This window comes from Reyranella sp. GW821-FHT12G01, from assembly GCF_058806575.1.
Map to the genome: position 1 here is coordinate 1,809,086 of NZ_JBXAPV010000001.1, position 25,152 is coordinate 1,834,237.

The following is a 25,152-nucleotide window of genomic DNA, read 5'->3' on the forward strand; positions in this document are numbered from 1 at the left end:
TCGGCACGACCATAACGGACGAGAGCGACATGATCCGGCAAGCCGTGTCCCGAGACGAACCCGAGGTGAGGTCCTGCGCCGAGCAGGCCTATGTCCGCTATGTGCCGGCGATGGGCCGCAAGCCCGCGCCGATGGTCGCCGATTTCGCCGCGCAGATCGCCGACGGCCATGTCTACGTCTCGGCCGACGACAAGGGCGTCTTCGAGGGGTTCATCGTCTTCTATGCCGAGGACGGTCACGTGATGCTGGAGAACGTCGCCGTGCTGCCGAGCGCCGCCGGCCGGGGTGTCGGCAAGAAGCTGATCGCTTTCTGCGAGGACACCGCGCGGCAGCGCGGTTTTGGCGCCGTGCACCTCTACACCAACGAGAAGATGGTCGAGAATCTCTCGATCTATCCGAGGCTCGGCTATGTCGAGGTGGGCCGCCGCACCGAAGCCGGCTTCAACCGCGTCTACTTCGAGAAATCCCTCACCTGACGCTCCTTACGCGGGACCTTCACGATGCCGTCACGGTCGTGCTCGGTGGACAGAAAAGCGGCAACGATCAGAGCAGGTACCAACTTGCCCCGTTGAACGCTCAGGTAGGTGACGTGCTGCGGCGGAGGTCCGCAAGACGTGTCTTGTTCAGCACTGCATCGCTGAGTGGTACAGTTGGCGGGTTATACTTGGAAACGTAGGCTTCGGCACCGTCGCGCATGCTACGATTCTTGGCGAAGCGGAAGATTCAAAACGGTTGGTAAGTACCGCAATGACGATCGATATAGGCTTTGATCATATGCACCCTATACGCTGTATGTCCTGGAAAGCACTTTTGAGACAGCCTTCCGGCTATCGCACCTCACTATTCTGGCGCCGAAGAAAGATGTTTCTCTGTTCAGCGCCGGACTTGGTCGTCTCTTCTCGTGGGCTTTAGTGAGCACAACCGTGGGCGAGGACCTAACAAGTCGCATCCTGGATTATCTGCACTCCCGCGGGGTGAGCAAGGCAAAGGACATTGCGGACGCGCTGGGCGTTGATCGGACGGCGATCAATCAGCTCCTGCACGGATCACTTCGGGGTAAAGTGAAGCAGAACAAGAATTATGCTTGGTCGCTCACCTCCGCTGACTTGTCACAGTCGAAGCCTTCAATCCAACCGGAGAGTGAGGGCAATAAGTGGCGATCACTCTTCGCCTACTACCTCGACTGCCTCGCCCAGGACGACGACAATGGGGTGAGTGTGTTCGCGGATTCCCGTTACGACCTCGATTATGTCGAACTATCATCTTGGCCCCTAGATGGTTCTCTACCAGACAGCCACTCTGATTCCCTGCGCAAGCTGATCGTTCGGCAGCGACGCGACCCGCGCAAAAAGATTCTTTGGCTCGGATACCCAGTAATGCTGCGGCAAGTACGTGGCCGCGGCGGCTGGGAAGGCAAGATGGTCGAGCCGCTGCTTCTGTGGCCACAGGACTCCGAGTCCAACGGCTTTTCCTTCCTGCCGGAGCCCATCATAAATACGAGGGCCGTTCGCAGCGCAGGCGCGCCGGAGAATATTCTCGCAGAGGTGGCGCTTCTCACTGAGGAACTGGGGCTCGACGCTGGTGAACCGCCGCCGCTGGACGAGCTGGTCGCCCGATTGCGCGATCTTCGTTCCGAGTGGCAGTGGAAAGAAGCGTTAGTACCCGCGCCATTGCGGCCGGTCGGAGGCCTTCGCAGTCTTGCAGGGCCAGGGATTTATAATGCCGCGATAGTCGTTATCGCGGACAGGTCACCCTTTACTGTGGGACTTGAACGGGATCTCTCCGATCTTCAGGGAGTGAGCGACAGTGACATAGCAAAATCAAGTCTTGGAGTTCTGCTTGGCAAGACCTCGCCGCGCGTTGTGGATGATAACCTGTTGTTGGAGCCGGCTCCACTCAACACCGAGCAACGCAACGCCGTGCGCGACGCGCTGACTGAACCTCTGACCGTCATTACCGGCCCCCCGGGGACCGGCAAGTCCCAAGTCGTATCAGCCATACTCGTCAACGCAGCATGGCGTGGGCAGCGTGTGCTGTTCTCGAGCAAAAACAACAAGGCTGTGGACGTAGTGCTCGATCGGGTCAACGGTCTAGCCTCCAGGCCTACTGTCCTGAGACTGGGAGCGCGAGCGCTGCAAGAGGAGTTGGCGCAACACCTGAGTGCGATCCTGTCCTCCAGGCCGACAGCGGACGACCGGCGTGCCTACGATCAGACGCTAGCGCAGCTCAAGTTGCAGGGTGAGGCATTTAATACAAAGCTACGTGCGTACGAAAATTTGGTGGCGTTGCGTAACCGTGTTGATGGGCTTGAACGGCTTGCCGAAGGGAGTCGCGCGGTGCTTAAGGACGCGCTCTTTTCGAACTCTGCGGAGGTACTCAAGTCAGACTTGCCGCATTGTGTTCGAGTTCTTGCGGAAGCGATTGGTCGAGCAAATCGTGAAGGGGCATCGCTGATCGATCGGGTGCTTTGGCCGATGCGGAAAAGCACTTTGAGCCGTCAGGCGGCCGAAGCGGCGTTGTCGGTCCGTCAGGCACTCGCTCGATTTGATGGCTGGCCGGGCGGCACAGAGGAGCCGGAACACGTCTGGAGATTGGCCGAGGCATTCATTGGCGCGGCGCAAGATGCAGCCAGCTATCGATCTGCGCTCGCTGAGCTGTCGAACGGTGACGACCTGGGCGTACTGGCCATCGACATTGCGCGTGAAGCCAAAGGAATTGCTGCCCTGTCTCTCGATGCTTGGCGATCTTGGTCAACGCTCTTGCCGGACCGTCTGAACCAGGACGACCGTTCAGCTTTAGGAGAATATGCCGCTCTCTTGCGGCTTATCGCCAAGACGGACGAACAGGGTGGGACTGTCGACCGCGAGGTGTGGCGCCGTTTCTACGAGTTTGCTGGTAAGACAACCAAGGCTCTGCCTAGCTGGGCTGTCACGTCGCTTTCAGCGCGCGGCCGAATTCCATTGGCAGCAGGGGCATTCGATCTAGTGGTCATCGATGAAGCCAGCCAATGCGACATCGCGTCGGCAATCCCACTTCTCTATCGTGCCAAGCGGGCGGTGATTATCGGAGATCCGCAACAGCTTCGCCACATAACGCGCCTTTCCCAGCAGCGTGAGCAGGCGTTGATGGTGAAGCATGACGTTCTTTCGGCTCCGGGGGCGAACTGGAGCTATCGAGCGAATGCGCTCTACGATCTCGCGGCTGCTAAGGTGTCATCTAGATCTATCGTGGCCTTACGCGACCATCATCGCAGTCACGAGTCGATCATTCAGTTTTCCAACGAGTTCTTCTATGGCGGTCGCCTGCGTGTGGCAACCGATTACAAGCGGCTGAAACGCCCAGATGGACCAGCGGTGCGCTGGGTCGACGTCAAGGGGCGCACCGTGCGCCCTTTCACCGGCGGCGCGGTCAATCACGAAGAAGCTACAGCAGTTGTGGCCGAGCTGCGGCGGCTTGCCCTCGAGCAACGCTTTTTAGGCGAGATGGGCGTTGTGACCCCATTCAGAGCGCAAGCCAATTTGATCGAAGAGCTTATCGCCCGCGACGACGCTCTGGCGGCTGTGCTGGCGTCGCGCAATTTCATCAGCGAGACCGCGCACCGGTTCCAGGGAGACGAGCGCGACCTCATCCTGTTCTCACCAGTGATTTCCAGTGGCGCGCCAGAGACCACTTCCGGCTTTTTGAAAAGTCAGGGCAACATCTTCAATGTCGGTATTACACGCGCTCGCGGTGCGCTGGTGGTCGTAGGTGATGCCGTCGCCTGTTTGGCAAGCGAAGTTGAGTACCTCAGTGCTTTCGCCAAGTATGTAGCGGGTTTGGCGCGGCCAGCCGAATTGGTCGTCGCGAATGTGGCTCACTCAGGTGGCGCCTACTATCCTCCCGTCGCGCGACCCGAGCTTGTATCGGACTGGGAGAAGGTGTTGTGGACTGCGTTGGTAAAAGCTGGCCTGCGCCCGATACCTCAATACGACGTCGATTCCTACATTCTTGATTTTGCTCTGATCCGACCGAATGGACGTCGGCTCAATATCGAGGTCGACGGCGAGCACTATCATCGAGACTGGGACGGCGAACTCATACGGAGTGATCAGCTCCGTAACTTGCGCATGATTGAGATGGGGTGGGATGTCATGCGCTTCTGGGTCTATCAGGTCCGCGATGACCTGCCGGCGTGCGTAAACAAAGTGGCAGCATGGGCGGAGCAAGCGGACGGGCAGCCGGCTGTGATGTTGCCTAGCGCGTCTTGAGCTGCCGCCGCGGCATCCGGTTGGATCGCGGAGGCACGCAAGAGGCAGCGTTATACGTGCCTCGTCTACCGCGAATTTCTTGAGTGGCATGTATCTACGCGGCGCGCGCCACCGCTGCCGCCGCCTGCACCATCGAAGCGCACTTCTCGCCGATCATGATGGTGGGGGCGTTGGTGTTGCCCGACGTGAGCGTCGGCATGATCGAGGCGTCGGCGATGCGCAGCCCGGTCATGCCGTGGACGCGCAGTTCGGAGTCGACCACGGCGCGCGGGTCGCTGCCCATCTTGCAGGTGCCGACCGGGTGATAGGTCGTCTCGGCGGTGTTGCGCACCCATTCGAGCAGCTCGGCGTCGCTCTGGAGATGGGCGCCGGGCGCGATCTCCTTGCCGGTGACTTCCTTGAGCGGCGAGGTCGCCATCAGCTCGCGGCCCTTGCGCAGGACCTTCACGATGCCCTCGCGATCGTGCTCGGTGGACAGGAAGTTGAAACGGATCGCCGGCGGTTCGTGAGGATCGGCCGACTTGATATGGACCGAGCCGGTGCTCTCCGAGCGCAGCACGTTCACGTTCATGGTGATGCCCTTCTGGGCCGAGACGCGGCGCTCCTTGCCGACCATCTCGTAGAGGAAGGGCGCGATCGAGATCGTGGCGTCGGGCGAGTCGAGGCCCACCCTCGTGCGGAAGTAGAGGCGGATCGGTACCGAGGTCGAGGCCAAGAAGCCTTCGCGCAGGATCGCGTATTTCAGCGCCTCGCGCGCCAGCCGCCAGCCGCGCGCATTGTCGTTGAAGGTGAGGTTTTTGCCGGTGATCTCGAACTTCATGCGCGGCGAATAATGGTCGCGCAGGTTCTCGCCGACGCCTTGCAGCTCGTGCACCGGCGCGATGCCGAGCGCGCGCAGCCGCTCGCCCTGGCCGATGCCGGAGAGTTCCAGAAGCTTCGGGGAGTTGATCGAGCCGCCAGAGACGATGACCTCGCGCGTCGCCCGCGCCTCGCGCTTCTCGCCGCGCACCGAATAGCGGACGCCGACGCAGCGCTTGCCTTCGAGGATGAGGGACTCGGCGATCGCGCCCTGGTCGATCCGCAGGTTGGCGCGGCCGCGCGCGGGATCGAGGTAGCAGAAGGCGGTGCTCTGGCGGCGGCCCTTGGTGATCGTCACCTGGGACATGCCGATGCCTTCCTGCGAGGCGCCATTCTGGTCGGGATTGTAGGGCAGGCCCATCTTCTCGGCCGCCTCGATCATCTTCTCCAGCAGTGGCACCTTGTTGCGCGGCGTATGGGTGACGGGGAGGATGCCGTTGCGGCCGCGGAATTCGTCGGAGCCACCCTCGAAGCGCTCCATGCGCTTGAAGATCGGCAGCACGTCCTGATAGCTCCAGCCGCGATTGCCGAGCTGCGCCCAGTGATCGTAGTCCTGCGCCTGGCCGCGGATATAGACCATGCCGTTGATCGAGCTGGAGCCGCCCAGCATGCGGCCGCGCGGCACCGCGATGCGCCGCCCGCCCGAGCCTTCGTCGGGTTCGGAGGAATAGCACCAGTTGACCGCCGGATCGTCGATCATCTTGGCGACGCCAACCGGCACCTTCGACCAGAAGAAGTTGGAGCCCTCGGTGCCCGCTTCGAGCAGCAGCACGCGATACTGGCCGCTCTCGCTCAGCCGGCTCGCGACGACCGCGCCCGCGGACCCTGCACCGACGACGATGTAGTCATAGGTCTGGTCGTTCTTCATTTCCGTTCTCCCTTGGCCTCAAGGGGAGCAGCCCTCACGCGCGCTGACAAGTCTCGGCGCGGGCAAACCGTCTCGCGGTTTCGCCAACGGGAACGGGAACGGTCAGACCTTCTTCTTCTTGGCCGCCTTCTTCTTCGCGGCCGGAGGATGACGGGCCGGACCGATCACCACGAGGCGGCCGAATCCGGTCTCCGTCATCATGCCTTGAGCGGCAAAGCGCGCGCCCAGCGTCAGTTGCTTGGCTTTCTGCCTGGCCTCCTTCGGCCCGAGACGCACCACGGTGCCGTCTTCCAGCAGCGCGCCCCAGAGTTCGCCCTGAGGGCCATGCAACGGAAGACGCACGTTTCCCGAAACCCGGGTGGCACTGCCTTTCAGCTTGGGTGGCTTGCCGCGCCGCTTCTCGGCCTCGGGTCCGTTGTCGACGATCTCGGTGCCGTGGCTCTTGCCGAGGGAGACGGCTGCAATGACGGAAGCGCCGCGCGGTCGCACGCCGCGCACATGGATCTTGTCGCCTATGGCGATGGTCTTCGCGACCTGACGGCCGAGATGCGGCGGGAAATGGACCTGGCGGTCGCGGTCGAGGATCAACCCGTCCAGCTCGCCCTTGGGATTTTGCGTGAACTGCACGACGTTGCCGACGGTCTGCGGCAGGTGGTCCGGGTCGATCCAATGCATTCGTGTCTCCGGGAGGGTGATCCCGGCTAACGAGCGCTCGTTCCTCGCGTTGCGTCTGGAAGTGCGATCAACGCCGATAGAGATAGTCGTCCGCCAGGCCGAGGCGGCGGCAGGCCTGCACCGCCGGACTGGAGCGCAGCAGGATCCGGTCCGAGAGGGCACCGGCCCGCCGCACGAGGGCTGCCTGCCACGGCGACAGGCCGTATGCGGCGCCGAGGCCCAGCCGCTCGCGCACCCAGCCCGGCACCATTTCGACGGCGGCGCGCACCAGCAATCGCTGCAGCGGCCGCAGCAGGGGCGGGAAGACGGGGGCTTTGCGCATGATGTCCAGAAACTCGAAGACGATCGGCGAGGGTTCGAGTCGCGCTCGTTTCGAGTCGAACAGCGCCATGAGGTCGGTCGTGCTGGCTGGTGCATCGAGCGCGCCGTAGAGACGCGCGGCCGGTGCGCCCTCGGCGTAGAAGCGGTCGAGTTCGTCGGGCCCGAGCGTGCGCACGTAGCGGTGATAGGCTTCGGCGAAAGCGTAGCTCGCCGTGGCCTGCACCCAGGTGAGAAGGTCGACATCGTTGGCGCGGTAGGCTTCGCCCGTGGGCGTGCGGCCCTCGACGCGGTCATGCATGCGCACGACGCCCGCGATCATCGTCTCGGCCTGGCTTCGCGCGCCATAGACGGTGACCATGGCCGCGAGGCCCGTGCGCTGCAGGCGGCGCTTCGGATCGGTGCGGAAGGACGAATGCTCCCACACGCCGGTGCGGACGGCGGGATCGGCCAGTTCGAGGATCACCGCCGCGACGCCGCCGACGAACAGCGAGACGGGGTTTTTGAACACGCGCCACGACACCGATGTCGGCGGCACCAGCGCCTCCTCGCCGGCGGGCTGCGTGAAGTCGACCGCAGGACCGCCGGCCGGCTGGACCAGCTTACGCGCCAGGGCGTCGAGCCAGGGCAGGACGAGGACGCTCATGGAGCCGATATGGGGAGGCGGCTCGCGGCGGCCAGTCCTGAATTTACGCGTCGTCGTCGGGAACTAGAATCTCGGCCTTCATGAAGGTGACGGCATTGCCGGTCAGAAAGACGCGATCACCGGCCAGTTCGCAGGCCAGCCAGCCGCCGCGCGCCGAGGCCTGATAGGCCAGTAGCGTCGTGCGCCCCAGTCGTTTGGCCCAATAGGGAACCAGTGTTGCGTGGATCGATCCGGTGACCGGGTCTTCGGGGATGCCGGCACCGGGCGCGAAATAGCGGGAGACGAAGTCCGCCGGCGCGCCGTCGGTTTCACGTCCCGTCACGACGAGGCCGACCGGGCCGAGCCGCGCGATGGACGCGAGGTCGGGCACGAAGCGGCGCACCTCATCCGCGGAGCCGAGATCGGCGAAGATGTTCTCGAAGTTCCGGAAGACATACGCGGGCGGGATGTCGAAGACGCCAGCGATTTCCTCGGGCAGCGATGGCAGCGGCTCCGGCGGCAGAGCGGGGACGTCGAGGCGATAGCGCTGCGCCTCTCTCGTGACCCTCAGGGGACCGACGCGCGTATGGAACGTAAGCGGCGCGCGGGCGCCGGCCTCGGTCAGGAGAACGTGCGCCGTCGCGAGCGTGGCGTGGCCGCAGAAGTCGACTTCGTGCACCGGCGTGAACCAGCGCAAGTCCCAGTCGCCATCAGGCCTCGCCACGACAAAGGCCGTTTCGGCGAGATTGTTCTCCTCGGCGATCGACTGCATCAGGCCGTCCCGCATCCAGGCGTCGAGCACGAGTACCGCCGCGGGATTGCCCGAAAAGACCCGATCGGTGAAGGCGTCGACCTGAAACATGCGCAAGGTCGATTGAGTGCCGATTCCACTATCCTGCATACTGCTTCCTAACACGATCACGACGACCGTAAGGGCCCGGCGATGGACACGAGCATAATTCTTCAGCGGACGATTCCCCGGACCCTGGACATGCTCGTCCGGCAGGCGACCGGTCCCTTCGAGGCCTGGCTGTTCGAGGACCGCGACTCGCGGCGCGAGGCGGAGAGCGAACTGGCGGCGCGGGGAATCGCGGCACGGATCCGCAGCGCCTACAAACCGCTCCTGCACTTCTTTCTCGAGGAGGCCGAGCTCTCGGGCCTGTCGGGTGTCAGGATCGAGACGCCGAACCATCCGCTGGCGGCGGCGCAGCGCTTCCGCCTGGAGGCCTATCCGCTGGCGGGCCTGCTGCGCGACGTGCCGATCGTCTTCGCCGAAGGCGGCAAGGCGCTGCACTATGTCGTGACGCTCGACTACGGATCGCGAACCGTCGTGTACGAAGTCTTCGCGCCCAACCGCGAGCGGCGCACGCCTTTCGGCGACGCCGCGCTGGCGCCATGCGGCTGGGTTGGCGGCACCGATACGGGCGAGCCGGTGGAAACCGAGTACGAGCTGGCGTTCCTCGACATCATGACAGCGCTGAAGGAGCATACCTGGCCAGCGCCACCGCATTTCGACGTGCTGCACATGAGGGTGCGGACCGGCGGCATCGAGCTGCCGCTGCCCTATGCCGACGAATGCGTCAGCACGCGCGAGGCCCTGCACGAGGACCTGTATTTCTCGGCGCTCGAATACTTCCAGTTCCTGAACGGCAGGATCGCCGGCGACCGCACCCTGCAGCCGGGACAGATCGTGCCGGACATCAGGCGCGGAACCGGCGCCACGGAGCTGCTGCTGGAAGTTCGCGCCGCGATCGAACCGCCTTTCGCGATCGACGAGTCGCCGCGCGACCTTGAAGACGCACGCAGCCCGCTGACGCCGGCGCGGATCGCGGAGGAAGTCGCCCGCCTTGGGGGAGACCGCTTCGATGGCGCTTCGAAGCGCGGCGCGCCGGTGCTCGCCACCATTGTCGACGGCAAGGATCTCGGGCTGGTGCTCTCCGCCGGCCAGCATGCGAACGAGACGTCCGGCGTCGTGGGCGTCCTGCGCGCGGCGTCGTCCCTCAAGGCGCGCGGCGTGAGGTTCGTGCTGTTCCCGCAGGAGAACCCGGACGGCTACGCGCTCCACCGGGCGCTGCGGCTGCACAATCCGCGGCACATGCATCATGCCGCGCGCTATTCCGCGCTCGGCGACGACATCGCCTATCGCGACAGCGAGCCGTTGCACGAGCTGGCCGTCAGGCGGGAAGCCTATCGCCGCGGCAACGTGCGCCTGCACGTCAACCTGCACGGCTACCCGGCGCATGAATGGACGCGGCCGCACACCGGCTACGTGCCGCGCGAGTCGCTCCTGTGGATGGTGCCGCGCGGCTTCTTCCTGATCATGCGTTACCGCGCCAACCTGCAGGAGATCGGCGAGCGCTTCGTGCACGAGTTGGCCGGCCGCGTGAGCGAGACGCCGGGGCTGCGCGCCTTCAACGAAGCGCATCTGCGGACGTTCGAGGCGCATGTCGGCAGCCTGCCGTTCAAGATCCACCGCGGCGTTGCTTATGTGGCGTCGGCGGCCGACCGGAACGGGCCGCCCTTCACCATCGTCGGCGAATATCCCGACGAGACGATCTACGGCGACGCCTTCCAGCTCGCACACACGGTCGGGATGCGGACCGTGCTGGAAGCGGCACGCATGCTCGAAGAAGGGTTGTTGAACGGCGACAAGTAGGCTTCTGTGCTTCCGCACGGGAGAGGAGAGACGTGAAGGCTTCGAGCGTTCTATCGGCCGCCATTCTGTCGGCGATTGCTGGCGCTCCCGCCGTTGCGCAGGACCTTGAGTCTGCGCTGAAGCGTGGCCTGTACGACGACGCGACGCTCACCTTCCACGTCCGCAGCTACTTCATGGATCGCACCAACCCGACACCGCCCAACAACACGGCCTGGGCGGGCGGCGGCTGGATCGGCTACGAGACGGGCTGGTTCCACAATGCCGTGAAGTTCGGCGCCGTGACCTATACGTCACAGCCGATCTCGGCGCCCACGGGTGGGGGCGGCACGCTGCTGCTGCGGCCGGACCAGCTCGGCTACACGGTGCTGGGACAGGCCTGGGGCAAGCTGAAGCTCTGGGACCAGGAATTCACCGGCTACCGCCAGCTGATCAACCAGCCGGAGGTCAATCCGCAGGACAGCCGCATGACGCCCGCCACGTTCGAGGCCTACACCCTGGCCGGCGCGCTGGGCGACCTCAGCTATTTCGCGGGCTATGTCGCGGCCGAGAAGCCGCGCGATGGTGACCGGTTCCTGAACATGGCGCAGATCGCGGGCGCGCCCGCCGGCGTGAGCGAGGGCATGGCGCTCGCGACCCTGACCTATGCCCCGACCGACAGTTTCAAGACGCGCCTGTCGGGCTATCACGTCCCCAACATCCTGAGCTCGGGCTACGCCGACGTCTCCAAGAGCTGGTCGCTGCGCGACAACATGGAGCTGAAGCTCTCCGCCCAGTTCATGGTCCAGGGCAGCACCGGTGCCCAGCTGCTGACCGGCAACGCCTTCAGCACCTGGGCCGGCGGCCTCGACGTCGATTTCACCTGGGGACCGGCGATCCTGACCGCGAGCTACACGCAGACCGGCCGCGCCGCTGCCTATCGCACGCCGTACGGAACCTGGGCCGGCTACACCAGTATGATCGTCAAGGATTTCGATCGGGCGAACGAGGGCGCGGCGCTGGTCGGCGCCAAGCTCGACCTGGCCGTAGTCAAGATGCCGGGCTTCGCCCTCACGACCAACATCGTCTTCGGCAACGGCGCGATCAACCCGACGACGGGAGCGGCCCTGTCGACCAACAACGAATACGATTTCACGCTCGACTATCTCGTCGCCAACAGCGCGCTCGACTGGCCCGACTGGGCGCGGCCCCTGTGGCTACGCGGCCGTGCAGCCCTGGTGGACCAGTACCAGAACGGCGCCTTGACGACGATCCGCGACTACCGCGTCATCCTGAACTACGAATGGAAGTTCGGCGCCAACGGCACGGCCAGGAAGAAATGAGGGGGCAGGGGCTGATGCAGGACATTTCCCGTCGACGGAAGCACCTCACCCGATTGGTCCTGGCCGTCTGCGTCCTGGGCTTTGTGGCCGCCTGCGTCGGCACGCCCGGCGTTCCTCCGCCGACCCGCAGCAGTCCGACGGCGCGCGAAGTGAGTGCCGCGGTCGACCTTCCCGACGACGGTATCACCGCCGGCCCGACCGGCGGCGGCGGGATCGGGCGTCACGGTCTCGACGATCAGGAACGGCGGCGCTTGCTCGAAGCGGCGCGGCAGGCCTTCGTCGCCACGGGCGATCAGACGACAGCATACACCGTTGTCCCTGAGAATATCGATGCCGAACCGACCGCCGTCACCGCCGCGCCCGCCGGCCCGTCCGAGGTCAGGGCCGACGGCAGCACCTGCCGGCCGCTCAGGCTGTCGGTCACCAAGAACAGCCGCACGACATTCGGCACGCTGACCTTCTGCCGCGCGCCCGGTGGCGAGCTGAAGCCCGCAACGAAAATCTGAGACCCGAACGAAAGGCCGATCATGAGTTCCGAGACACTCGCCGCCCGCCGCGACCGCGCCCTGGGAGCCGGTGCTCCCCTGTTCTACAACGCGCCCCTGCACATCGTTCGAGGTGAGGGCGTGTACCTGTTCGATGCCGACGGCCGTCGCTACATCGACATGTACAACAACGTGCCTTGCGTCGGTCACGCCAACCCGCATGTCGTGGAGGCGATGGCGCGCCAGCAGGGCACGCTCAACGTCCACAGCCGCTACCTGCACGAAGGCATAGTGGCCTTCGCCGAACGCCTGACGGCGCTGCATGGACCGGAGATCGAGAGCGTGATCTTCAGCTGCTCCGGCACGGAGGCCAACGAGGTGGCGCTGCGCATGGCGCGGATGGCCACCGGCCGGTCGGGCATCGTCTGCACCAACGCGACCTATCACGGCAACAGCGAGGCCGTCGGGAAGATGACGCGCATCGGCAACGGCCAGAACACCGCCGGCGACGTGCGCGCGATCCCGTTCCCCGAGATGCTGCGTCCGCTGGTGCCCGGCGCCAGCGAAGATGAATTGTGCGAGGCCTATCTCGACCGCCTGCGGCAAGCGATTCGCGGCTTCGAGGAGGACGGCACGGGCTTCGCGGGCCTGATCGTCTGTTCGATCTTCGCCAACGAGGGATTGCCAGACGTCCCGCGGGGCTACATGGCGCGTGCCGCCGAGATCGTGCACGCGGCCGGTGGCCTGCTGATCGCCGACGAGGTCCAAGCGGGTTACTGCCGCAGCGGGCGCTGGTGGGGCTACGAGATCATGGGCTTCAAGCCCGACATCGTCGTGACCGGCAAGCCGATGGGCAACGGGCTGCCGCTGGCGGCCACTGCCGCGAGCCGCAAGCTGATCGAGGGCTTCCGCGGTGCGACGCGCTATTTCAACACCTTCGCGTCGAGCCCGCTGCAGGCCGCGGTCGGCATGGCCGTGCTCGACGTCATCGAGCGCGACGGCTTGCGCGAGAGCGTCGCCACCGTGGGCGCGTACCTGAAGTCGGCTCTGGCCGAGCGCAAGGGCCGCTTCGCGTCGATCGCCGACGTGCGCGGCCACGGGCTGTTCGTCGGCGTCGAGATCGCCAAGACCGACGCGGCCCGCACGCCCGACATGGACATGGCCGTCGAGGTCATCAATCGCCTCAAGGACAAGGGCTTCCTCAGCAGCAATGCCGGTGCCTACAAGAATGTCGTGAAGATCCGGCCGCCGCTGGTCTTCACTGAGGCGCATGCGAACGAGTTCCTCGTGGCGTTCGACGCGACCATGGCCGAGCTCGATGGATAAGGAGACCGTCGACCGGACTTTTGCGCCGGCGGCGCGCGCGGCCCTCGACGCCTTCCCGATCGACGCCGTCGATCTCAAGCTGGTTTCCCTGGCCGAGAACGTCACGTTCAAGGTCGTCGACCGGCGCGACGGCGGCGCTTACGTGCTGCGCCTGCACCGGCCGGGCTATCACACGCTGGAAGAGCTGGTCTCCGAGCACGCCTGGATCCGGAGCCTCGCCGAGGCCGGTGTCGAGGTGCCCACGGCGATTCCCGCGCGCGACGGGCGGGACTATGTCCCGGTCACGATCCCGGCGACCGGCGAGCAGCGGTTCGCCGGCATGGCGCGCTGGACCGAAGGCCGGTTGCTCTCGGAGGTTCTCGCCGAAACCACCGATCAGAAGGTGGTCGAGGATTACTTCGGACAGCTCGGCGCCCTCACGGCCTCGATGCACAACCAGGCAAGCGTCTGGCAACCGCCGGCGCACTTCCAGCGCCACGCGCTCGACGCCGACGGGCTGATGGGCGATGCGCCGCACTGGGGCCCGTTCTGGGAGCACCGGTCGCTCACGCCGGGCGAACGTAGCCTCCTCCTCGAAACGAGGGGCCGCATGCATGCGTGGCTGTCGAAGCTCAGCCGCGAGCCGTCGGCCTACAGCCTCATCCATTCCGACATGCACCCGGGCAACATCCTCGTGGAGGGTGACCGGCTGACGGTCATCGACTTCGACGATGCGGGATTCGGCTGGCACCAATACGACATCGCCGTCGTGCTGACCTATTGGCAGACCAAGCCCAATGCAGCGGAGATCGAGCGCGCCTTTCTCGACAGCTATCGCGCCGTCCGGCCTCTGCCCGACGATGCGCCGGCGACGATCTCGACCTTCCGCTTGATCCGCTGGATGGCGTCGATCGGCTGGTTCCACGAGCGGCCTGAACTGAAGCGTCCGGCGGTGTTCGACGAACGGAAGGCCTGGGTGCTGGAGCAATGCGCAGCCCTGCAACGAAGCAAACCGTGAGCCAATCCAGGCGATTGCCATAGCAGCATGATGCCGCGTGGCCACGTGTCGAAGCCGGTTTACACTCGCGCGTGTCTCGAGTGCCTTGTTGAGTCCCGGAGTTGACCATGGCCAGTCCCGATCACCAACCCAGGCGACGCCTGTTCCTCAGCGTCGCCATCAACAGTACGGGATCGGCCCACAAGTCGTGGCAATCGCCGGGGATGGATTGGGCCCGGTTCAGCCATTACGACCACTATCTGCGTTCGGTGCAGTTGGCGCATGACGGCCTGTTCGACATCGCGTTCGTGTCGGATCATCCGGCGCTGCAACGCGATAACACCTCGCGGCCGCTCCACAGTTTCGATCCAACCGTGCTGTTCTCGGCGATCGCGGCGCAGGTGCCCGACATCGGGTTCCTGCTGACGGCATCGTCTTCGTACAACTCGCCGTACAATCTGGCGCGACGCCTCGCGACGCTCGACCATATCTCGGGCGGTCGGCTGATCTGGAATGTCGTGTCGAGCTTCAATCCCGACATCGCCGCGAACTTCAGCTCGGCGCCGTTGCCGCCGCGCGCCGAACGCTATCGCCGTGCCGACGAGTTCGTGGAGCTGGTGAAGAAGCTCTGGCTGAGCTGGGACATGCCGGAGGGCGATGCGCCGGCGGAGAAATTGTGGGACGACACCACGGCGCGCAAGATCAGGCACCAGGGCGAGTTCTTCCAGGTCGAAGGCCCGTTGAACGTGCCGATCGGACCGCAGGGGCATCCGGTCATCGCGCAGGCCGGCGCATCGGATGCCGGCGTCGATCTCGCCGCCAAGCATTCGGACATCGTCTACGCCGCGTTGTTCCACAAGTCGGCTGCGTTCGAATACAAGGCGCAGCTTCGCGAACGCGCGCTCGTGCATGGCCGCAACCCCGACGATATCCTGCTCATGCCAGGGCTCGTCGTCGTCATGGGCGAAACGCGCGAGGAAGCCTATCGCAAGCACGAGGCGCTGCATGGCAGCGATGGCGAAGCGGCACTGGTCCGGGATTTCTACAAGCGTGCCGCCCTTCCGGACCTTGCGGGTCACGACCCCGACAAGGTCATCGATCCGGCATTGTTCACCTATTCGCAGGACCAGTCGCGCCCCGTGGGCTTCACGCGTTCCTTCGCGGAGCTGACGGCCGCCGAACAGTTGACGCCTCGCCAGCTCGTGCGGCTCGTCGATGGCGGGCATCGCCTGATCGTCGGCACGCCGCAGGATGTCGCCGACACCATCCTGGACTGGTGGGGCTCGGGCGCCGTGGATGCGTTCAACATCCACATTCCGGTGCTGCCCGATGGCATCGAAGAGTTCAATCGCACGGTGATGCCGCTGCTGCAGGCCGCCGGAGCGGTTCCGACCCGGTATGACGGCCTGACCATACGCCAGCGTCTCGGACTGCCGGAGCCGGAACCGGGCGTGAAGGCCGTATAGCGGCCGCGCGTCTACTGCGCGGCCGACAGGAACGGATCGGCCGGATGGACGAGGCCCATATGGTCGCGCAGCGCCGGCCCCGTATAGTCCGGCGGACGCAGGCCGCGGCGCTGCAGTTCGGGCACCACCAGCTCGACGAAGTCGCGCAGGCTGCGCGGCTGGACGGGCATCGAGAGCATGAATCCGTCGCACGCCTTGCCGGCGTACCAGTCTTCCATCATGTCGGCGACCTCGACGGGATTGCCCTTCACCATGTTGCCGCCCATCGACGGCAACACGCGCTCGTAGGTGGCGCGCACGCTCAGGCCCTCGCGCGCCGCCATCTCCAGCACCGAGCGGCCGATCGCGGTACCGCCGACGCTCTCGCCGGGGCTTTTAGGCATCGGCCCGTCGAGCGGCGCCTCGGTCACGTCGAAGCCGACCAGCTTCGAGAGGTAGTTGACGGCCAGCGACGGTGAGATCAGCGCCTGCAGCTCCTCGTAAAGCGTGTCGGCCTCGGCGCTGGTGCGGCCGACGAACACGCTGAGCGCCGGCAGGATCTTCAGCGCTTCCGGCGGCCGGCCGTACTTCGGCATGCGGCGCTTGATGTCGGCATACTCCGCCTGCGCCTGTTGCTTGCTGCTGGCCGTGCCGAACAATCCCTCGCCGCCATAGGCCGCCAGTTCCTTGCCGGCTTCAGATTGCCCGGCCATGAAGACGACCGGCTGGCCCTGTGGCGTGCGGGCGACGTTGAGCGGGCCCTTTACCGCGAAATGCCGGCCGCGATGGTTGGTCGTGCGCACGCGCGACGGATCGAGATACTGCCCGGTCGACTTGTCCTGCACGAAGGCGTCGGTGGCCCATGAATCCCACAGCGCCCGCACGACATCGAGGCTCTCACGCGCCCGCTCGTAGCGGTCGACGCGACCCATGTGCTCGTCGCGGCCGAAATTCTTTGCGTCCTCGACATACTGCGTGGTCACCAGGTTCCAGCCCGCGCGACCGCCGCTGAGATGATCGAGCGAGGCGAACTTGCGGGCGATGGAGAAGGGCTCTTCGTAGGTGGTGGTGGTCGTGGCGACGAGGCCGATACGGCTGGTGTGCTGGGCAAGTGCGGCGAACAGGGTCACCGGCTCGAACACTGCGGGACGATCGGAGGGGCTGTTGGCCGCGAACAGCGCGGGCTTGTCCATCTGGCGCACGCCGTTGCCGTCGGCCAGGAACATCATGTCGATTTTGCCGCGTTCGGCGATCTGCGCCATCTCGACCATGCAGGAGAGCTGCATGGTGGTGGTCGGGAACGAGTCCCGATGACGCCAGCCGCCGAGATGGCCGCCCAGCGCGCCGGCGGTGAAGCCAAGAACCATCATGCTGCGTCTCGCTTTGCCGTGCATTCCCGTCTCGGTGCGATAGTGCACACAGCGCCGATGAGATCAACGCTCGACGTGCACGCGCCGAGCGACAATACGAAGCGTAGCGTGCGGTAGGAAACCCAATAGGCATCGGCATCGGATCGACTCTGTACCTTGGAGTCGCACCTCGGCGATTCGCGTCGATTTGCAGACAGCGATGCCTGTAGATGCCTGACGCTTCATCTCACTCGTTGAAGGGACGCTCGGCATGGCTTCGGATCCTGCGATCACCAAGGGCGGTCTCTACGCCGGCCTCTTCGCTTCGTACACGGTCGTCGATTCCAACGTCCGGGCCTTGCTGTCCGACAATTACTGGACGACCGATCCCGAAGGCCTCGTGGCAGCGGAAGAATTCACCTACTTCTTCCCGCGGCGCTCCAACCAGTTTCCGACCGATTATCAGGATCCGGACGGCTTGGCGGCTTTCAAGCCGACCAACTCCCACCAGCAGGACGCCTCGGTCATCGGCTTCAACCTGATCACCGAATACACCGGCGCCACCTTCACCAGGATCAACACGGCGGACGCCAACATCCGGATTTCGGGCGCCCGCGACCTGCCGGGTAACGAAGGCGGTTCGCACGCCGGTTATCCGGTGAATGACAACGGCGCGATCATGAACAGCGCCGGCGACGTGTTCCTCGGCAGCAACGGTTTCCCCGAGACCGACCAGCTGTACGGCAACGACAGCTTCGCCACGATCATCCACGAGATCGGCCATGCGATGGGCCTGAAGCATCCGTTCGAGATCTATCCGAACGGGCCGATCTCGGCGGACCGCAGCGACATCGAATTCACCGTGATGAGCTACTCCGCCTACATGACCGGCGAGGTCGGCGTGAATGCCAACACGACCGCGCCGGATGGCTCCTCGGTATCGGGCTACATGATGTACGACATCGCGGCCCTGCAGGAGATGTACGGCGCGAATTTCGCCAAGGGCAAGACCGACGACCACGCCGCCCAGGAGGTCACCTACACCTGGAGCAACAGCACGGGGCAGCAGTACATTAACAACGACCCGGCGCTCGACACCGGTACGACCGCGACGCACAAGATCTTCCAGACGGTGTGGACGCAGGGCGCGCACACGACCTACGACCTCAGCAACTTCAACGGCGACCAGTACGACGACCTGCGGCCGGGCCAGTGGCTGCGCTTCTCGGTCGAGCATCTTGCCGACCTGAACTCGGCGGCGCCTCCGGGCACGCCGGAGTACCAGGCCCATGGCAACGTCTACAACACGCTGCTCTATCACGGCGACACACAGTCGGAGATCAGCAACCTGGTGGCTGGCGCCGGCAACGACACCATCATCGGCAACGACCTCGCCAACGTGCTCCACGGCAACGACGGCAACGACACGATCGACGGCGGCATCGGCGACGACGTGCTCTACGGCGGCTCGGGCGACGACGTGCTGATCGGCGGCTATGGCCAGAACCAGCTCTGGGGCGGCGACGGCAACGACACCGCGTCCTATGCCGGTCGCACCGGCGTCGTGTACGCCGATCTCTCGCAGGGACACGGGCTCGTCGATTTCAGGCTGGCCGACACCTACGACAGCATCGAGAACCTGACCGGCGGCTCGGGCCGCAACACCCTGGTGGGCGATGCCGGCGACAACCGGTTGACCGGTGGCGCCTCGACCGACTTTCTGTACGGCGGCGAGGGCAACGACATCCTGATCGGCGGCGGCATCTCCAACGGCGCGCCGAACCAGCTGTGGGGCCAGGGCGGCAGCGACACCGCCTCCTATGAGGGCACCGCCGGCCACGTCTATGCCGACCTGCGCTCGCAGGCGGGCTACGTCAACGGCGTGCTGTTCGACCAGATGAATTCGATCGAGAACCTGACGGGCGGCTCGTCGTCCGACACCCTGATCGGCAACAGCGCGGCCAACATCCTGGCCGGCGCCGGCGGCGCGGATGCGCTGTACGGCATGGGCGGCGCCGACATCTTCGTCTACTGGCAGTATCTCGACAGCAATCTGCTCACTGGCTACGACACGATCTTCGATTTCATGTCGGGCACCAGCAAGCTCGACCTGCGCGCGTTCAACACCGACGTGTCGCACATCCAGATCCTGTCGGATGCAGGCTCGACCAGCCTCTATCTCCACGCGACGCCGGATGTCGCGAGTCCGCCCGCCGATCTCGCGATCAACTTCGTCGGCGTGCACGCCATCACGCTGAACGACATCCTGTTCGCCTAGCCGCCCCGACTCCCCCGGCATTGACGCGACTTTCCGCGCGATGCCTTGTCAGAGTTCTTGCCGCACTATAATTGCGGATTGTTTTCTGACGCTTTTGGGGGCTCGTCATGGTTGCAGCGTTAAAGCCGAAGGGCGGGCTCTATGCCGGCACCTTCGCTTCCTATCTGGTTCTGGACCCTGAGGTCAGGTCTCTGCTGTCCAACCACTACTGGACATCGGATCCCGAGGGCCAGACGGCGGCAAAGTCGTTCAATTGGTTTTTCCCGACGTCGGTCAGCGACTATGGCGAGGGCTATATCGACCAGAAGTCGCTCGAGACCTTCAAGCCGGCGACGCAAGAACAGAAATACGCATCTTACGCCGCCTTCAATCTCATCACGGCATACACCGGCGTCACATTCGAGGCGGCGACGACACCGGACGCCAACATTCGCATCGCCATCGTCGGCCTGCCCGAAGGCAAGGAAAACAACGGGTCGCACGCCCACTATCCTTATATTTACGGTGATGGTGTCGCCAACTCTTCGGGCGATGCCTTCCTTGGCACGAATGGCACGCCGAAGGACACGCAGTTGTTCGGGAACGACGCGTTCGCGACCATCCTGCACGAGATCGGTCATGCGATGGGTCTGAAGCATCCCTTCGAGACCTATCCGAACGGCGCCATATCGGCGACGCACAGCGACATCGAATTCACATTGATGAGCTACTCGAGCTTCCTGAGCGGCGAAGTCAGCGTCCATGCCAACTCGATCGCACCGGACGGTTCCTCGGTGTCCGGCTACATGATGTACGACATTGCCGCCCTGCAAGAGATCTACGGCGCCAACTTCGGCAAGGGGGCTGACGAGAGAGCGGGCAAGGTAGCCGAAACGGCCCTGTACACCTGGGACAACAGCACTGGGCAGCAGTATCTCAACGGCGCGGCGGATCCGAACACGACCGGCACGACGCAGACCTACAAGATCTTCCAGACGGTGTGGACGCAGGGCGCGGACGCGACCTACGACCTCAGTAATTTCAACGGCGACCAGTATGACGACCTGCGGCCCGGTCAGTGGCTGCGCTTCTCGACGGATCATCTCGCCGACCTGAACCTGTACGCTCCCAAGGGTTCGCCGGAATACCAGGCCCAGGGCAATGTCTACAATTCGCTGCTCTATCACGGCGACACGCGGTCGGAGATCGGCACGCTGGTGACCGGTGCCGGCAATGACACCATCATCGGCAACGACCTCGCCAACGTGATCGATTCCAACGACGGAAACGACTGGATCGACGGTGGCATCGGCAACGACCTGATCTACGCCGGCAGGGGCGACGACGTTCTGATCGGCGGCTTCGGCACCAACCAGCTTTGGGGTGAGGAGGGCAACGACACCGCGTCCTATGCCGGCAGGACGGGCGTGCTCTATGCCGATCTCGCCAGCGGATACGGCATGGTCAACTACGTGACCGTCGACACCTACGACAGCATCGAGAACCTGACGGCGGGCCTTGGTCGCAGCACATTGGTCGGCAACGCCGAGGCCAACCGGCTGACGGGTGGCAGCCAGAGCGATTTACTCTATGGCGGCGAAGGAGACGACGTCCTGATCGGCGGCGGTATCACGACGGGAACGCCCAACCAGCTCTGGGGGCAGGGCGGCATCGACACCGCCTCCTACGAAGGCACCACCGGCCGGGTCTACGCCGATCTGCGGGCGCAGGCAGGTTACGTGGACGGCGTGCTGTTTGACACGATGAGCGCGATCGAGAACCTGACAGGCGGCTCGGCGGCCGACACGCTGATCGGCAACAGCGGCGCCAACGTGCTGACCGGCGCCGGCGGCGCCGATTCATTGCGCGGCATGGGAGGGGCCGACGTCTTCGTCTACTGGCAGTATCTCGATAGCAACCTGCTCACCGGTTACGACACGATCGCCGATTTCGTCACGGGCTTGAGCAAGCTCGACCTGCGGGCCTTCAACACCGATGCCGCGCATGTCCAGATCCTGTCGGATGGCGGCTCCACGAGCGTTTACGTGCACCCGACCGTCGCGACGGCGCCCACCGATCTCGCGATCAATTTCGTGGGCGCGAACGCCATCACCCTGAACGACATCCTCTTCGCCTGAGGCGAGCGCTCTAAGTTGCCCCACTACCAGTCACGCTTCACGATTCCCTGAATGAACAAGGCACAAACACTTATTCTGAGCGAGCCCAGCTTTCAGGCACGTTTTGGGAATGTCTTCCGCTCTGTTTTTTGCGGTCATGAAGCAAGTCGATCGTCATTCGTGAATCAAAACTGGAACTTCGTTCTCTTGCCATTCCAGTTTGTTTTTCCAGATAGCGAGTTCCGGTGTTGGGCGACCGCTGGCGAATTATGTGGAGATGAGGAATTTGTCGCCACCAGCGTCGAAACTGTGCCGCGTCATCAGTTCAACTGCGTCCTTCCCTGGGACAAAAACGCCATGGCGGACGTACCGCCGGAAGGTCGGCTGGGAGTATTCGCTACAGCCATCTTCGGGCGATCCGCAATGTGGGGAGGGATTTGCTCAACAGATGATTTCAGCATTCTCGGCGGAGAGCCGCGATTTATGGAATCATTCATAGAATGTAGCGGCGGAATGGAGCGGCTGAGGTCTCAATTCCTCGAGGAACTCGATCTTTGGTATGTCGCTAGGGATCTTCGGGACGAATTCCGGCTGAATCTCCTGTCTCAAGTCGGATGGGAATAGCGTCGCTCCACCGGCCTCGCCTCAGATAGGCGACACAGCTCCCTTGAGGAGCGGCTAGGCCGCTTCATCGGAAAGTCTCTCTCGAGGGAATGTACGAACGGTCACCAATTCCGAATCCGAGGATAAAGTCTTTAAGTATCTCAAGGGCGCCTCTGGTCGCCGTGCTGCCGCGTTTCAAATTTCCTTGGATACCGAAGCTACTATGACTTCGGAATTTACGGCGATGACTTCTACGAGTTTGCTGTCTGGCTATGGAAGGAACTCGGCTTCGAACCAAATCTCATCCTTGCCGACTACGTTCCGGGAGAGTTGTCTCTTATCGGCCTCTTATTAAGAAGAATGCGGGAGAGACGTGGCGCCCGCCCCTATAGAAGCCTGAAGATCAGAGATGTCATCAGCGTTATCGAGAAGAGGCGCTGGCCTTATTGCTAGCGCGCTATCCCGCGCGTCAGGGAATAGGCCGGCGGTTGATCGTTGCCCCTAAACTAGCTGCCGCTGGGATAGGTGCCCAGCAGCGTGCGCGGAATGGCGACCGTGTTGGTGGCGCCCGAGAGGATCTGGAAGAAGCGCGAGGCTTCCGACAGCGGCGCGGCCGACACGTAGAGGATGTCGCTCGGCCGCACCGGGAACTGGTTCATCGCGAAGAACGACTTCGGGTCCTTGAGGTCGAGCTGGTAGACGATCGGAACCGTCGGGCGGTCGGGCGTGACCGGTTCGACGCCGATCTGGCGGGCCAGCGCCACCGGCTCGTAGCGGAACAGGTAGATGCCCTTGGCATCCGAGCGGTTGGGATCGAGGCCCATGACCTGACCCAGCGCCTCGGAGAGGTTCAGCGTCATCTTGCCGAACACCTGCTCGCCCGGCTTCAGTACGGCGCCGAACGCCAGGAACTTCTGCTGCGTGCGCGACAGCATCAGCGCATCGCCCGCCGAGACGCGCACGTTGTAGGTCTCGGGCTGGTCGATCACGTCCTGCATCGAGACCAGCATGGTCGAGCGGCCGCGCGTCACGCGCACCGAGGTCTCGTAGGGCGGATACTTCATGCCGCCGGCCATCGCCACAAGGTCGAGCAGGCGCTGGTTGGAGGTCTGCAGCGGGTAGGGGCCGGGCTTGGTCACGTCGCCCTGGACCGAGACCGCGCTGCTGACATTCTCCGCCACGATGACGGTGGCCTGGGGCTGCGCCGCCTGGGCGCTGAGGCGCGAGACGATCGCGCTTTCGACCTCGGATACGCGGCGGCCGGCCACCGGGAAACGCCCGGCATAGGGCAGCGCGATCGTGCCGTCGGTATCGACACGCACCGTGACGTCGGTGCCCTTGCGATCGCCGCGGCCGGCCGAAAGAAGCGTCACTTCGCCGGCTTCCCAGACCGTGACGCGCAGCGTGTCGCCGACGCCGATGGCGCCGAACGCGCCGCCGCCGGCGAAGCCCTGGGGCACACTGCCAGCCACGGGCCGGTAATAATTGGATTCTTCCTCGGCGATCCGGGCGTTGATGCTGACCATCGCGTAGCGCGTGACCGCGGTCGAGGCCGCATCGCTCTTCAACTGCGAGGAGGAGTGTGCGAGCATCCCGTTGGCATTGGGGCCGTCGCTCGGAAGCAGGTCGCAACCCGCCAGCAGGACACAGGCTGCGCTGAGCAGCGTCGACATTGAAACAGGAAGGCTCGCCATACCGATCCGCGCAGACTTTATGGGTTTCGACGACAATCTACATTGTATGATCTTGAAACCCAATCTGCGCAGAGTTCGGGAGCTTAGGGAAGCGGTTCCCGGCGCGAGCGGTGCATCGGGCGGTTGCAGGCCCGGAAAGGACTGTCAGTGAGTTCCATATCGAGCGTTGTGACGTCGGACCTGGGCTTTGGGCTCGACGACGCGGAGGCCTTCCGGTCCACCGCCCGGGTGTTCGTCGACCATGCCGGTTTGATGAAGCCGGGGCTGGGCGGCAGGCCGTCCTTTGGCGTGCTGAAGGCCGCCGCGGAGGGCGGCGAACTGCGCGATTCGCGCGGCCAGCATGCGGCCGTCTGTGCCTTTCTGGACTGCCTCAAGAGCGCCTCGCAGCAGGGCGCGCCGACGGCCGAAACCTACACGTTCGTCGCCAAATGCGCGGAATACGACCGTTATCTCGACGAAAAGACCGTCGAGTTCCGCGCCAATCGGCGTGACGACTGGTCGTCGAAGGCCGTGAAGAGTGACGACAACACCACGCTGGCCAAGGTGGTCGACGAGATCGTCGGTCACATGAGGTCGTTCATCGAGCCGGGGCAGGCCTATCAGAGCCTGGTCGACTACACCCAGGCCCGGATCAAGGCGCTGCTGCCGCACGAAGTTGCCGGAATGCGTCAGGAAGCGAACATCTCGCTGATCTTCCCGTTCCTGGAAAAAGCGCTGCCGGTTCCGGGCGACGTGGCCGAGTTCGGCTGCTTCCGCGGCATCCTGTCGGTGAAGCTCGCTTTCCTGATGAAGGCGCTGGGTGCAGAGAAGCACTATTACACTTTCGATACGTTCCACGGCTTCGAGATCGACGATCCGGCGGGCGGTGCGCTGGGCGTCGGTGCCTTCCGGGACGACGAGTTCGACGCCTACAACTACCTCACCCAATGGTCGCGCATCCTGCCGCTCACCCCGATCAAGGGCGATGCGACCAAGACCTGCGCGCAGTTGACGGGGCCGCTGAGCTTCGTCTGGCTCGACCTCGACATGGGCGTGCTGATGGACCCGGTGCTGAAGACGATCTGGTCGAAGTGCGGCCCCGACACGATCATCGGCATCGACGATGTCGGCCGCCCCGAGACGCCGACGGTCGCGCCCTGGCTCGACGGCCTGATCGCGTCCGGCGCCGTCGAACTGATCTTCGACAGCGACAAGATCGCGCCCAACACCTTCATCCGCTTCGTGAAGAAGAAGGGCGAGTTGCCGGGGGGCGTAGGCTGAAGCGCCTTCGGCCAATATCCGTCGTCTCGACCGAAGCGCCGCAGGCGCGTAGCGGAGAGACCTTCTTTCAACGA

The 25,152-nt window shown here is 64.4% G+C and carries 18 protein-coding genes; 12 read left to right on the plus strand and 6 right to left on the minus strand.

The window, feature by feature from the left end; all coding sequences use genetic code 11:
* Window positions 1-29: 29 nt before the first annotated feature.
* Window positions 30-476, plus strand: a complete 447-nt coding sequence (locus tag AC1RP5_RS08940) for a GNAT family N-acetyltransferase (RefSeq protein WP_493110283.1) — start codon at window positions 30-32, stop codon at window positions 474-476.
* A 447-nt stretch (window positions 477-923) separates the two neighbouring features.
* A complete protein-coding gene (locus AC1RP5_RS08945) occupies window positions 924-4,247 on the plus strand; it encodes an AAA domain-containing protein (RefSeq protein WP_493110284.1) in 3,324 nt (1,107 codons plus the stop codon).
* Window positions 4,248-4,341: 94 nt separating this feature from the next.
* Here AC1RP5_RS08945 and AC1RP5_RS08950 read toward each other — a convergent pair whose 3' ends face one another.
* The 4 genes from AC1RP5_RS08950 to AC1RP5_RS08965 all read right to left on the minus strand — a co-directional run bounded on the left by AC1RP5_RS08950 (window position 4,342) and on the right by AC1RP5_RS08965 (window position 8,492).
* Window positions 4,342-5,973, minus strand: coding sequence for a GMC family oxidoreductase (locus AC1RP5_RS08950; protein ID WP_493110285.1), 1,632 nt, complete (start codon window positions 5,971-5,973; stop codon window positions 4,342-4,344).
* A 102-nt stretch (window positions 5,974-6,075) separates the two neighbouring features.
* Window positions 6,076-6,648 carry a hypothetical protein gene (locus AC1RP5_RS08955; RefSeq protein ID WP_493110286.1) on the minus strand — a complete coding sequence of 191 codons (573 nt, stop codon included), beginning with the start codon at window positions 6,646-6,648 and terminating at the stop codon, window positions 6,076-6,078.
* A 67-nt stretch (window positions 6,649-6,715) separates the two neighbouring features.
* On the minus strand, window positions 6,716-7,612 hold the full coding sequence (locus AC1RP5_RS08960; RefSeq protein WP_493110287.1) for an oxygenase MpaB family protein: 897 nt from the start codon (window positions 7,610-7,612) through the stop codon (window positions 6,716-6,718).
* 43 nt (window positions 7,613-7,655) lie between these two features.
* Window positions 7,656-8,492 (minus strand): PhzF family phenazine biosynthesis protein, encoded by an 837-nt coding sequence (locus AC1RP5_RS08965; protein ID WP_493110288.1) that lies wholly within the window; start codon window positions 8,490-8,492, stop codon window positions 7,656-7,658.
* A 90-nt stretch (window positions 8,493-8,582) separates the two neighbouring features.
* Between AC1RP5_RS08965 and AC1RP5_RS08970 the strand changes: the two genes are divergently transcribed.
* From AC1RP5_RS08970 to AC1RP5_RS08995, 6 genes are all read left to right on the plus strand, one after another.
* Window positions 8,583-10,247, plus strand: coding sequence for a M14 family metallopeptidase (locus tag AC1RP5_RS08970; RefSeq protein WP_493110289.1), 1,665 nt, complete (start codon window positions 8,583-8,585; stop codon window positions 10,245-10,247).
* A gap of 32 nt (window positions 10,248-10,279) precedes the next feature.
* Entirely contained in the window at window positions 10,280-11,566 is a 1,287-nt protein-coding gene (locus AC1RP5_RS08975; protein WP_493110290.1) for an OprD family outer membrane porin, read from the plus strand.
* A gap of 14 nt (window positions 11,567-11,580) precedes the next feature.
* Window positions 11,581-12,072 carry a hypothetical protein gene (locus tag AC1RP5_RS08980; RefSeq protein WP_493110291.1) on the plus strand — a complete coding sequence of 164 codons (492 nt, stop codon included), beginning with the start codon at window positions 11,581-11,583 and terminating at the stop codon, window positions 12,070-12,072.
* 21 nt (window positions 12,073-12,093) lie between these two features.
* Window positions 12,094-13,377, plus strand: a complete 1,284-nt coding sequence (locus AC1RP5_RS08985) for an aspartate aminotransferase family protein (RefSeq protein ID WP_493110292.1) — start codon at window positions 12,094-12,096, stop codon at window positions 13,375-13,377.
* A complete protein-coding gene (locus tag AC1RP5_RS08990) occupies window positions 13,370-14,374 on the plus strand; it encodes a phosphotransferase enzyme family protein (RefSeq protein WP_493110293.1) in 1,005 nt (334 codons plus the stop codon). The genes AC1RP5_RS08985 and AC1RP5_RS08990 overlap by 8 nt, the downstream gene beginning before the upstream one ends.
* A 107-nt stretch (window positions 14,375-14,481) precedes the next feature.
* On the plus strand, window positions 14,482-15,819 hold the full coding sequence (locus AC1RP5_RS08995) for an NtaA/DmoA family FMN-dependent monooxygenase (protein ID WP_493110294.1): 1,338 nt from the start codon (window positions 14,482-14,484) through the stop codon (window positions 15,817-15,819).
* 11 nt (window positions 15,820-15,830) lie between these two features.
* Here AC1RP5_RS08995 and AC1RP5_RS09000 read toward each other — a convergent pair whose 3' ends face one another.
* Window positions 15,831-17,168 carry an LLM class flavin-dependent oxidoreductase gene (locus tag AC1RP5_RS09000; RefSeq protein WP_493110295.1) on the minus strand — a complete coding sequence of 446 codons (1,338 nt, stop codon included), beginning with the start codon at window positions 17,166-17,168 and terminating at the stop codon, window positions 15,831-15,833.
* Window positions 17,169-17,418: 250 nt separating this feature from the next.
* Here AC1RP5_RS09000 and AC1RP5_RS09005 point away from each other — a divergent pair, with 250 nt between their 5' ends.
* The 3 genes from AC1RP5_RS09005 (at window position 17,419) to AC1RP5_RS09015 (ending at window position 22,145) form a co-directional block, all read left to right on the plus strand.
* Window positions 17,419-19,425, plus strand: coding sequence for a M10 family metallopeptidase C-terminal domain-containing protein (locus AC1RP5_RS09005; RefSeq protein WP_493110296.1), 2,007 nt, complete (start codon window positions 17,419-17,421; stop codon window positions 19,423-19,425).
* A gap of 107 nt (window positions 19,426-19,532) precedes the next feature.
* The gene (locus tag AC1RP5_RS09010) at window positions 19,533-21,542 is read left to right on the plus strand and encodes a M10 family metallopeptidase (RefSeq protein ID WP_493110297.1); all 2,010 of its coding nucleotides are present in this window, start codon (window positions 19,533-19,535) and stop codon (window positions 21,540-21,542) included.
* Window positions 21,543-21,593: 51 nt separating this feature from the next.
* Entirely contained in the window at window positions 21,594-22,145 is a 552-nt protein-coding gene (locus AC1RP5_RS09015) for a hypothetical protein (RefSeq protein WP_493110298.1), read from the plus strand.
* A 485-nt stretch (window positions 22,146-22,630) separates the two neighbouring features.
* On the opposite strand, the gene AC1RP5_RS09020 is transcribed toward AC1RP5_RS09015, so the two are convergent.
* Complete coding sequence (locus AC1RP5_RS09020) at window positions 22,631-23,797, minus strand: polysaccharide biosynthesis/export family protein (protein ID WP_493110299.1); 1,167 nt, start codon at window positions 23,795-23,797, stop codon at window positions 22,631-22,633.
* A 168-nt stretch (window positions 23,798-23,965) separates the two neighbouring features.
* Between AC1RP5_RS09020 and AC1RP5_RS09025 the strand changes: the two genes are divergently transcribed.
* Complete coding sequence (locus tag AC1RP5_RS09025; RefSeq protein ID WP_493110300.1) at window positions 23,966-25,078, plus strand: class I SAM-dependent methyltransferase; 1,113 nt, start codon at window positions 23,966-23,968, stop codon at window positions 25,076-25,078.
* The last annotated feature ends 74 nt before the right edge of the window (window positions 25,079-25,152 follow it).